At 49.3% G+C, this 11,713-nt stretch carries 9 protein-coding genes; 7 read left to right on the forward strand and 2 right to left on the reverse strand.

What is annotated here, in order from left to right; translation table 11 throughout:
* Window positions 1-9: 9 nt before the first annotated feature.
* Window positions 10-750 carry an SDR family NAD(P)-dependent oxidoreductase gene (locus MRBLPE1_RS32555; protein ID WP_364154546.1) on the reverse strand — a complete coding sequence of 247 codons (741 nt, stop codon included), beginning with the start codon at window positions 748-750 and terminating at the stop codon, window positions 10-12.
* 121 nt (window positions 751-871) lie between these two features.
* Here MRBLPE1_RS32555 and MRBLPE1_RS32560 point away from each other — a divergent pair, with 121 nt between their 5' ends.
* From MRBLPE1_RS32560 to MRBLPE1_RS32590, 7 genes are all read left to right on the forward strand, one after another.
* Window positions 872-1,783: a LysR family transcriptional regulator gene (locus tag MRBLPE1_RS32560; protein WP_364154548.1), complete on the forward strand. Its 912-nt coding sequence runs from the start codon at window positions 872-874 to the stop codon at window positions 1,781-1,783.
* Between the two features lie 64 nt (window positions 1,784-1,847).
* On the forward strand, window positions 1,848-2,204 hold the full coding sequence (locus MRBLPE1_RS32565) for a GIY-YIG nuclease family protein (protein ID WP_364154626.1): 357 nt from the start codon (window positions 1,848-1,850) through the stop codon (window positions 2,202-2,204).
* Between the two features lie 169 nt (window positions 2,205-2,373).
* On the forward strand, window positions 2,374-2,787 hold the full coding sequence (locus MRBLPE1_RS32570) for a GNAT family N-acetyltransferase (RefSeq protein ID WP_414698953.1): 414 nt from the start codon (window positions 2,374-2,376) through the stop codon (window positions 2,785-2,787).
* Between the two features lie 261 nt (window positions 2,788-3,048).
* Window positions 3,049-6,723, forward strand: coding sequence for a response regulator (locus MRBLPE1_RS32575; RefSeq protein WP_364154551.1), 3,675 nt, complete (start codon window positions 3,049-3,051; stop codon window positions 6,721-6,723).
* A 1-nt stretch (window position 6,724) separates the two neighbouring features.
* Window positions 6,725-7,558 (forward strand): CheR family methyltransferase, encoded by an 834-nt coding sequence (locus MRBLPE1_RS32580; protein ID WP_364154553.1) that lies wholly within the window; start codon window positions 6,725-6,727, stop codon window positions 7,556-7,558.
* Between the two features lie 21 nt (window positions 7,559-7,579).
* The gene (locus tag MRBLPE1_RS32585; protein WP_364154556.1) at window positions 7,580-9,667 is read left to right on the forward strand and encodes a response regulator; all 2,088 of its coding nucleotides are present in this window, start codon (window positions 7,580-7,582) and stop codon (window positions 9,665-9,667) included.
* Between the two features lie 192 nt (window positions 9,668-9,859).
* Window positions 9,860-11,038 (forward strand): metallophosphoesterase family protein, encoded by a 1,179-nt coding sequence (locus MRBLPE1_RS32590; protein WP_364154559.1) that lies wholly within the window; start codon window positions 9,860-9,862, stop codon window positions 11,036-11,038.
* Window positions 11,039-11,186: 148 nt separating this feature from the next.
* Here MRBLPE1_RS32590 and MRBLPE1_RS32595 read toward each other — a convergent pair whose 3' ends face one another.
* Window positions 11,187-11,651: a GyrI-like domain-containing protein gene (locus MRBLPE1_RS32595; RefSeq protein WP_364154561.1), complete on the reverse strand. Its 465-nt coding sequence runs from the start codon at window positions 11,649-11,651 to the stop codon at window positions 11,187-11,189.
* Window positions 11,652-11,713 lie beyond the last annotated feature (62 nt).

The raw sequence follows: 11,713 nt of genomic DNA on the forward strand, positions 1-11,713 counted from the left end.
TAAGGCATCCTACAAGGTTTGACCGCTGTCCACCGTAATCATTTGGCCGGTCATCGCTTCTTGCTCCAATGCGGCACAGATCAAGCTGGCAATATCTTCTGGCGTTGAAATACGCTGAAGAAGCATTTGAGGGGCGAGCTTTTTCATTTTTTCTTCCCTGCCGGCCCACCACCTGGTCGCTACGGCGCCGGGGACAACGCAGTTGACTCTGATTTCCGGCGCTAAAGCGCGTGCCAGCGATTTCGTTAAACCGTGAACGGCCGCTTTGGATACGGCGTAGGGCAGCGAGGAGCCGAGTCCCGTTTGCCCGGCGATGCTGCCTAGATTGACAATTGCGCCTTGTTGATTCTTTCTCATATAAGGAGCAACCGCGCGCGCGCAGAAAAACATTCCCTTAACGTTCACTTGATAAAGCTCATCCCACACCTCCTCGGTTGCACCCTCTAAATCGTCAAAAGGGATATGCCGGGTGATGCCGGCATTATTGACAAGTAAATCTACAGCTCCGAAATGGCGCACGACTTGCTCCGCCATGTCTCTCACTTCCTCATCCTTTGCGACATCCGCTTGCATGGCGATGGCGCGTCCGCCGCCGTTAGCAATGAGTCGCACGGTTTCTTCCGCATCGTCTCCGGAGCGCGAATAGTTCACGGCGACGCTGACCCCGCGCGCGGCGAGAGCCAGGCTGGCAGCACGTCCGATTCCCGTGCCTCCGCCTGTTACGAGCGCGGTTTTGTTTTTTAGATCCATGCCGTTCATCTCCTTATGTTTGACCTCATAGCCTTCATTGTAATTGGCAGTTGCTCATTTGTATAATTGAATAAAATGAATGATTAATTCAAAAAAAATGAACGGTCAAAAGGAGTGCAGCATGGATTTTAAAGCCTTAAAAACGTTTCAGATGATCGTAAAGCACGGCAGCTTCATACGCGCGGCAGAGGAAATGAACTATGTGCAATCCACCGTTACGATGCAAATTCAAAAGCTGGAATCAGGGCTGGGGGTACAGCTGCTTGAGCGCGGCAAAAAGGCGGAATTGACGGAAGCAGGCAGGCTGTTTTACGAGCAGAGCCTGCAAATTGTCAGAAATATGGAGCAGCTGCAAACGAACTTGTCTGATTTCCAATTGGGCGAGGTTGGCCATGTTCGCCTAGGGGTGACCGAGCCCACGGCCAGCTTCCGGTTACCGAATATCTTAGCGCGATTTTTAGCTCAATTTCCGAAGATTAAAGTTTCGGTGGAATTGGCAGGCACGCCGGCATTAAGCGAACGGCTGCTCTCAGGGGAATTGGACATCGCGCTTTGCGCCTTGCCGGACCGCGGTCCCGAGCTTTATTTTGAACCGTTGTTCAAAGAAACGTTTGCGGTCTTTATGCCGGAGAGCCACCCGCTTGCCCGTAAAACAGTCTTAACGCCGGATGATTTTGCAGGCCATCGGCTGCTCATAACGTCCGAAACCTGTCCTTACCGGCGTAAACTGGAGATGGTTCTGCGTGAATCGGGGAACTTCTCGCTGGATACGATGGAAATTGGAAGCATGACCGCGTTAAAATATTTTGTTGAAGCCGGTCTCGGAATTGCTCTGCTGCCGCGAATCGTTCTGGAGCCCGTTCCCGCCGGAATGACTTTTCGGGACATAAGCGGCAGCCTGATAGATATGACGTTCGGCATCCTCTCCAAGCCGTCTGAATACCCGCTCAAACGGGCGAGCTCCAAGCTGTATCCGTTTTTGAAGCAGGAGCTGCTGGTGGATGCGGAAAGCACGGCTTTTATTAAGCAATAGATTGGTTTTAACTTGTCCGATGTGTTAAGATTTAGTCCTATATCGAAAGAGGACGTGAGTGACCGTGATCAATATTACAATTCCGGAACCGGATGTAACCATTACTAAGCAGCGCAACCCTCAGCTAAGCCATATTTATGGTTTTACTGATTTTATTCTGATTTCCAGAGATAAGGGCGGTTTCTTTATGTTTTACAATGACAAGGACGAATTGCTCTTTGTCGGCAAAGCGAGAAAGCTGAGACCGAGAATCAAGAAGCATTTTGAGGACAGCGTTTCGGTCATGAAGAACCACCGGGACGAGGTTGCCAAAATTGAGATTTACCTCAATGAGGATCCAGTCGAACGGGAGATTTATGAAACCTATATCCTGAATAAATTCAAAGCGAAGTACAATGTGGAAAAGGTTTTATACAAATAGCACACAGCGGCATGACAGAAACATTCGTTCACCGGTGAGAGGGCCCAAGGTCAAATTACCGATGAACGAATGTTTTTTGTTTTTTTGCAGGTGTCTTCCCAAGCTCAAGCAGTTGCAGGCGCAATGGTTAAAGATAAAATCGTGGATATGAGAAAATGCGAAATAGGATGTGATTAAAATCGAACATGTCTATGGAGATTATTTCATTAGCGACAATAAAGAGCTTTTAAAGCTGGATACGATATGCGCTTTTCTTTCCCGCAGCTATTGGGCCAATCAAAGATCCGTGGAGACTATAGTTAAGTCCATTAATCATTCGAATACTTATGGCGTTTATCATGGGGAAAAGCAGATTGGCTATGCCCGTGTCGTTACGGATTGGGCAACGGTATATTACTTATGCGATGTGTTTATAGATGAGGAATATAGAGGCACAGGCGTCGGGAAGAAGTTAATCCAATTAATAACCGAAGAATATGAAGGGATTTTTGGCTTGCTCGACACGCTGGATGCTCACGGCTTCTATGAACAATACGGTTTTAAGCATAATGCGGAACGATTTATGGTGAGAAGGCCGAGTTAAAATATGCGATTTTTTTAAAAAAAGCAGCTGCCTTGTTTCAAATGGTTAAAAACGTGGTAATAGACTGTAAGTCTATTAGATCGAAAATGCAGATGGCGCAAATAGGATGCCCTGGACAAGTTTTCTTCGGAAACTTGTCCTCTGTTTGCGTCGGCGCAGTGAAGGCTTTCCCAAGCTTTTGTTGTGCTAATCGCAAGAGGTCTAGGTTATGATTAAAGCGGTAACAGAAATAATATGCTACTAACGGATGAGGGGCCAGCAATGAAAATCAGAACAAAGTTTATGATCGGCTATACCATCTTGATGTCGGTAATGCTCCTACTTGCCTCGGCAGGCATAAAAAATTTATCCTCGCAATCGGAACAGCTTGAGAGTCTTCAGCATGAAAGATATGAGAAAATGTTGAAGTCCTATGAGGTGAGAGGCAAAATCAATGAAATGGCCGAAGGCATTTCAAGCGTGCTGATCCTGCCAACACGGGAAAATCTGGACCGCAACATGCCGATGATGAAGGAAGCGGGACAAACGGCAGCGGCGGCCTTTGAAGAATTGAAGGCGAAGTCCCAATCGGAAGTCGAAGACCAGGTGCTGAACCGGGTGACGACGACGGGCGAAAAGTACGTGGCTTACGCGGCCAAAGCCATTGAGCTGATCCAGCAAGGCAAGTCAGAGGAAGCAAGGGCTCTTCGGCAAGAGGAAGGGCTCGCCTATCAGAAGGAGATGCTGACCAGCGCCAACCAAATGGCGGATTTCCACCGGAAAGCCATGGACCGTACGCTTAATCAATCCGTGGCCGATAATCGCGCTACAATGATGATTATGAACATCGTTACGGCAATAGGACTGTTGATCGGAATCGGGGCCATGGTGTGGAATATGAGAAGCCTGGGGGATGGCTTGCAAAGCATCTCGGTGATGATAAAGGGGTTTGCGCAAGGGACCGTAGATGCTTCTACGCGCATTCAGAATATCCGGAATGACGAGTTCGGCGACGTGGCGAAGGTTTTTAACGGATTGGCGGAAGGAATAGAGGAAAAGGCCGAGCGTGAGCTTATTTATAATACACGGATGTCGGAGGATAGCTGGGTTAAGTCTAACCTTGCCGAGACGATGAAGGAAATTCAGAGCGTCAGCAATCTTCCAGACTTAAGCCGCAACTTTATCCAAGGCATAACGCCGCTAGTCTGCGCCCAGTTTGGCGCTCTTTATGTCCGGGAGGGGCTTGGGGAAAAAAATCTCTTGAAGCTGCAAGGCGCTTTTGCATTCGGGGAAGAATCAGATTTTGACAAGCTTTTTGTGTTTGGCCAAGGTCTGGTAGGCGAATGCGCGCAGAGCGGAGAGGCCCTCGTATTGAACGATATACCGGAAAACTATATTAAGATGCAGTCCGGTCTCGGCGATATCGTACCGAATCAGCTGCTGCTCATGCCCGTTAAGTATCAAAATCAGCTGCTTGCCGTAATTGAACTGGCTTCCATACGGCCTTTCACCGAGCTCGAGCGCAGATTGTTGGATGCGACGGCGGACAGCCTCGGCATTGTGTTAAACAATCTGATAGGCCGGATGAAGGTGGAAGAGCTGCTTAGGGAATCCCAAGCTCTTGGAGAAGAGCTGCAGGTGCAGTCCGAGGAGCTGCTTTCGCAGCAAAAAGAGCTGAGGCAGTACAATGTGAAGCTGGAGGAACAAACACGGCAGCTGAAAAAATCCGAGGAGCTGCTGCAAAGCCAGCAGGAGGAGCTGGAGCAGAGTAACGAAGAGCTTCTGCACAATTCCCACATGCTTGAGTTGCAGATCAAGCAGACCGAGCTGAAGAACGAGCAGATCGAGCGGACAAAAGCTGCGCTTGAGAAACAGGCCGTGCAGCTCGCGCTTTCCTCCAAATACAAATCGGAATTTTTAACCAACATGTCGCATGAGCTGCGTACGCCGCTCAACAGCTTGTTGATTCTATCCCAAATGCTGCATGACAACAAGGAAGGCAATTTAACCAGCAAGCAGATTGAATTTGCGGGCACCATCTATACGTCAGGCAGCGATCTTCTGAAGCTGATCGATGAGATTCTTGATTTGTCCAAAATAAGCGCAGGCAAAATGAATGTTGTGACCGAGAATGTTTCGCTTGAGGAATTGGAGCTGTACTGCCGCCGCAGCTTCGTCCCGGTCAGCATGCAGAAAGACGTGGTTTTCGAGACGAGCCTCGAGGAGGGGCTGCCGGAAGAAATCTTTACCGACAGCCATCGTTTGAAGCAAATACTCAAAAATTTATTGTCCAATGCCTTCAAATTCACCCGGCAGGGTTCGGTAACGCTATCGATTCGCCATGCGGATTTGGATGAATTCGAATGGCCGGATAGGATCGGAAAATATATTGCTTTCGAAGTTAAGGACACCGGGATTGGCATACCGGCGGACAAGCAGCAGCTTGTATTCGAAGCTTTTCAGCAGGTGGACGGCACAACCAGCCGCGTTTACGGCGGCACCGGCTTAGGGCTTGCCATTAGCCGCGAGCTGGCTGCGCTTCTAGGCGGGGCCATTAAGTTAGCCAGCACGGAAGGCAGCGGAAGCAGCTTTACGCTCTATCTTCCGGAGTTCCATGTGAACGGCGAGCAGTCCTCGCATGAGCTGCATGACAGTATTTTAAGCAGGGCTTTTCAGGAGGCAGCCATCTCTGAGGAGATGCTGGTTAAGACGGAGGAAAACCGGGCGGCCAACGAAAAGCTGCTTTCCGTCATAGAAGACGATTCGCAAAGCATTGGGCCTGAGGACCGGGTCGTACTGATTATCGAAGACGATGTCAGTTTCGCAAAGGTGCTGCTGGATATCGCAAGGTCGCGAGGGTTCAAAGGCATCGTGGCGCTGCAAGGCGATAAAGGCCTATCTTATGCCCGCACTTACCATCCCGATGCGATTCTGTTAGATATTCAATTGCCGGTTATTGACGGGTGGTCCGTTCTGAACCAACTGAAGGAACATTCGGAGACCCGGCATATTCCGGTTCATGTCATTTCCGTAGTTGACGATATTCTGCACGGCTTATCCATGGGTGCCGTGACCTACTTGAAGAAGCCGATGGATAAGGATGGGCTGGACAAGGTATTTACGCATATTGAATCATTTCTGGAGCATAATCTGAAGCGTTTGCTGATCGTTGAGAATGATGCGCTGCAGCGTGACAGCATCATTGAGCTGATTGGCCATGACGATATTTTAATAACGGCGGTGTCTACCGGACACGAGGCATTAGAGCAGCTTCAGGAGCATCATTTCGACTGCATGGTGCTGGACTTGGGACTGCCGGATATGTCCGGCTTCGCTTTGCTGGACGAGATCCGCAAAAATGAGAATAACCGGGAATTGCCTATCATTATTTATTCCGGCAATGAACTGGATGCGAAGGAACAGCAGCGCCTGAGCAAATACGCAGGCACGAATATCATTAAGGACGTGAAGTCGCCGGAGCGCTTATTGGATGAGACGACGCTGTTCCTGCATCGCGTCGAAGCTAATTTGCCGGAAGAGAAACGCGATATGCTGCGTAAGCTGCACAGCGTTGAGGCGATTTTCGAAGGCAAAAACATCCTGATCGTCGACGACGATATCCGCAACGTGTTCGCCCTCTCCAGCTTGCTCGAGAGCTTCAAGATGAACATTGCTTTTGCCGAGAACGGGAAGGAAGCGCTGGAGCAGCTCGAGAAAAATCCGCAGACGGATTTAATCTTAATGGATATCATGATGCCTGAAATGGACGGCTACGAAACGATGCGTGAGATTCGCTTGCAGCCCGAATACGACAAGCTGCCGATCATAGCGGTGACCGCCAAAGCGATGAAGGATGACCGGGACAAATGTGTCGAAGCCGGTGCCTCGGACTATATCGCAAAGCCTGTCAATACCGAGCAGTTACTATCTTTAATGAGAGTGTGGTTGTATAAATAGGATGGAAAACAATCAAGAGAATGAACGGGAACGGATCGAGATCGAGCTGCTGCTTGAGGCGGTGTTCCGTTTTTATGGCTATGATTTTCGCAATTATTCCTATTCGTCGATACGCCGGCGCATTTGGCACCGTATTCACTCGGAGAGGCTGACCACCGTCTCGGGATTGATGGAGTGCATCCTGCATAACCGAGAGTACATGGACCGGCTGCTTGCGGATATGACTATCCACGTGACGGAGATGTTTAGGGATCCGGAGGTGTTTAAGTCCTTTCGCGAGAATGTAGTGCCTATTCTCCGGACTTTACCCTTAATCCGTATCTGGCATGCAGGATGCTCTACAGGGGAAGAGGTATATTCGATGGCCATTCTCCTGCAAGAGGAAGGCTTGTATGAGAAAACGCGGATCTATGCGACAGATACCAGTGCCGAGGTGTTGAAGATTGCCAAAGAGGGCGTATACCCCATCGGCAAAATGAAGCAGTACACCCGAAATTACCTGGAGTCGGGCGGCCAGGCCTCCTTTTCGCAGTATTACACGGCCAAATACGATTCCGTTATCTTTCAAACCGAGTTAAAGCGGAACATTGTTTTTGCGCAGCACAATCTGGTTACGGACAGCTCTTTCAACGAGTTTAACGTGATTCTATGCCGGAATGTCATGATCTACTTCAACAAACAGCTACAGCATCATGTACATGGCCTGCTGTACGACAGCTTGAGTAGGTTTGGCGTGCTTGCGCTCGGCACCAAAGAGTCGATTAATTTTACCCGGCATGCCGACGCATACGAGGAGCTGGACAATCCGAACCGGCTGTACCGCAAGGTGAGATAAAGGGAAAGACAGGTGATGTAGATGGAGGTCCAGGTCAACATCTTGTTAGTTGATGATAATCCGGACAATTTATTGGCTCTGGAAGCGGTACTAGATAACGAAAGTTATCGGTTAGTCAAATGTTTGTCCGGTGAGGAAGCGCTGCGGAGCCTGCTTAAGAACGAGTATGCGGTCATTGTCTTAGATGTTCAAATGCCGGGAATGGACGGCTTCGAAACCGCGCGTTTGATTAAGTCCCGCGAGAAGACCAAAGAGATTCCCATTATTTTTATATCCGCGACCCGAAGCGAATCCGAGCATTTTTATGCGGGCTATTCCGCTGGCGCGATTGATTATATGATTAAACCGTTTATTCCGCAAATTCTCCGAACCAAAATCGAAGGCTTCGTCAGCATGTATTTAAGCAACAGGAAGCTGCAGCTGCAGACGGAGCTGCTTCATCAGAAAACCAGGGAATTGGAGAAGATGAACAAGGAGCTTTTACGCACTGCCTATAAGCTGAACAAGACGGAAGCGCAGGCCAGAATCGTAAGGGAGACCTCGATGGATACGATGGTCACTTTTGACCAGAACGGGATGATTCTTATGGCAAATCCTGCGCTTGAGAAGATGTTCGGATACTTGGAGGAAGAGGTTGCCGGAGAGCATATGTCCAAGCTGCTTCCTTCGTTTCCGGAAATCGACTACACCCGCGAAGCAAGCGATCCGGACACGGGAATGCTCGGAAAGCTGATCGAACTCCAGCCCAGGCGCAAGGATGGATACTGCTTCGATGCCGAAATTCAAATCGGCACCGCTATGGTTGAAGAGGAGCCTATTTATGCCTGTACGATTAGCGATATTACGCAGCGCAAGCGATATGAGAAGGAGATCGTTGCGGCTAAGGAAGCCGCGGAGATCGCGTCCCGTGCCAAGTCGGAGTTTCTAGCCGTGGTTAGTCATGAAATCCGTACTCCGTTGACCGGAGTGATGGGTATGACCTCGCTGCTGATGGACACGGAGCTGACAGAGGAGCAGATGGGCTACGCCGACATTATTATGAAAAGCGGCGACACCTTATTGTCGGTCATCAACGACATCCTTGATTATTCCAAAATCGAATCCGGCAAGATGGAGCTTGAGGAAGTGCCTTTTCAAATAGCGGCTTGCATTGACGAGACATTCGACTTGTTCACGGCAAAATCGAAACAAATGAATCTGCAGATGAATTATTATGTGGACCCTCTGCTGCCGGAGTACATAGAAGGTGACATTACGAAGCTGCGTCAGGTGCTAATCAATTTGGTAGGCAATGCGGTGAAGTTCACCAAGGAGGGAAGCATTGATGTCGATGTAACGCTGGCAGCCGACTTAGGCTCCTCGCTTATGCTGGGCATTTCCGTAAAAGACACGGGGGTTGGGATCTCAAGGGAAAACCTTCCTTTGCTCTTCCTTCCATTCTCGCAATTGGATTCCTCGATGACTCGCAGATACGGAGGTACAGGCCTGGGCCTCGCCATTTGCAAAAACCTGGTCCAGATGATGGGAGGTTCCATTAGCGTGGACACGGATGAGGACAAAGGGGCTACCTTTATGTTCACGGTTCGCGTAAAACCCCATTACTTAATCACCGAGCAAGAGGCTCCCGCCCTTGAGGGCGGACTGCATTCGGACGCCATCCATTATACCTTTAAGGGAGCGCTGGAAGAAGCGGTAAACGCAAGCGTAAATCCGATGCGTATTCTGATCGCGGAGGATAATGAAATCAATCAAACGCTGTCGCTGCGGATGCTGGAGAAGCTGGGATACCGGGCTGATATGGCCCCGGACGGCAGTCAAGCGCTGCATATGGCTAAGGAGAACCGTTATGATTTGATCCTAATGGATATTCAGATGCCGGTAATGGACGGATTGGAAGCAACACGCAGGATATTGGGCGAGCTGCCTGCCGGTGAGAAGCCGATTGTCGTTGCAATGACGGCAAATGTGCTGTCGGGGGAGCGGGAGAGATGCTTGGAGGCCGGCATGAAGGATCTCATAAGCAAGCCGATTAGTTTTCAAATACTAAAAGAAATGATCGAACGGTACAGTGCCGGATCAACCGGTCCTCATAAACAGCAGGTCCATTAACAGAAATAAAGCCGCAGCCTGATTCCTAAGTGGAAGGCTGCGGCTTTATTTGGCTCTCTCTTGCGCCTCGGGACCTGCGGCTTACGGCTCATTTTTGGCGATTTACACGAAATTATTGCGCCGAAAACATTTTCATAGATTTCAGATACTAATATGGAATTGTGGTGAACAACTTTTTCGGGAGGTATTCATTTGAGCAGCGGCAATGAACAGAAGGGCATGAATCGGAAGGAATTTTTGAAAATTGGCGGTTTGAGCGCGCTGGCACTAACGGCTGGGGCGGCAGGCGTTCCCGGAAATCTATTTTCCGGAACGGCTTTCGCGAAAGAGAATGACAAACCGGATGCCAAGACGAATGGGGAAGCCAAGCTTCATTTCAATTCGGACGGCACGTTCAAAATCGTCCAGTTCAACGATACGCAGGACGACGAGGATATCGACCCGCGCACGGTGCAGCTTATGGAACGGGTGCTGGATGAGGAGAAACCGGGATTTGTCGTTTTAAACGGGGATAACATAACCGGCGGAACCGACACGCCGGCCGAAGTGAAGAAGGCGATTAATAATATAGCGATGCCAATGGAAGAACGCGGAATCCCTTGGGCGATTACCTTCGGCAACCATGATGAGGATTCCACGCCAAACAGCGGCATCAATGAAGAAGCAATGCTGCAAATTTATCGCTCTTATAAATACAACAAAAATGAGAACGGCGAGAAAGGTATCACGGGTACGGGGAATATGAATCTGTTGATCGGCGGACACGACAGTAAGAAACCCGTATTTAACATGTGGCTGCTGGATAGCGGCAGGTACGCGCCGAAGGAAATCGCGGGTCAAGATTTTGAAGGCTATCCGACATGGGACTGGCTGAAAAATAATCAAGTCAATTGGTATTACGAAACGTCCGAGGCACTCGAGAAGCAGAACGGCCGAAAGATTCCGTCACTCATGTTCATCCATATCCCGCTCTGGGAATACCGGTTTATGTGGTTCGCCAGCGTGGATGGCAGAACGGAAGCCGATCATGCCAGAGCCGTAGTGAAGCATGGCATCGTTGGCGAGCGGAACGAGGAAGAATGTCCGGGCCCGATTAACAGCGGCATGTTCTCCGCAATTCTCGAGCGCGGCGACGTCAAAGGCGTATTTTGCGGTCATGACCATGTAAATACGTATTGCGGCAATTATTACGGCGTCATGCTCGGTTACTGCGGAAGTACGGGGTTCGGCGCCTATGGGCTGGAAGGTGCAGAGCGGAACAGACTGCGCGGCGCCCGGGTGTATAATTTGCAAGCCTCGGGTAACGATGTCAAAGTCGACACTCATTTAGTATTCGCGAAAGATTACGGCATTGATTTAACGGCAAACTAATACGCCCGCCAAAATCAGCGGATGGAATGGCTCGATCGAGACGTTGACGAAGCAGCTTGTGATCATAAAGAAAAGGCCCGCCGGAGCTCGGCGGGCCTTTTCTCTTAGGCTGCGCCGTAAGCCATGAAGGCAAAAAAGAATGATTTTGTTAAGCGGGAATATAAATATCGATTTGGCTGTCTTCGCTGTCCAGGGTATGAATATCGCTCCAATATTCTATATCGATCGGCCGTTCGCCATAGGTATGATTTATAAAATCGTAAGTTGCACCAATTTGTGATTCATCGCCTTTATGTATAATTTTGATGAAGCGGCCGGATGGTACCGTATGAGCGATCATGCCATAAGGAATTTTATCAATCGAGGTTACTTCGAAGGCGATCACATGTTGAAAGGGCACATCGGGAGTCCAGTGGCCGTCTTGCGGATAAATTTGAATTAAATAGATTCCGGTTCCTTTCGGATTTTCAATTTCGTCCATTCGCTGCTGCAAGCCTTCGCGCAGCGCTCCTACAATCTTCGATTCTAACACATGGTTCAAACTTTCCGTTATTGAGAAACCAACCAGCTTGAGCTCTTCTCTTTCCATCGCATCGACTTGATGAGCAGCCATCCTTATCGTCCTCCTCATTATATGGAAAATATACCCACACATATAATAGCGAATATATGTTC

This window comes from Paenibacillus sp. LPE1-1-1.1, assembly GCF_040676435.1.
GTDB lineage: Bacteria > Bacillota > Bacilli > Paenibacillales > Paenibacillaceae > Pristimantibacillus.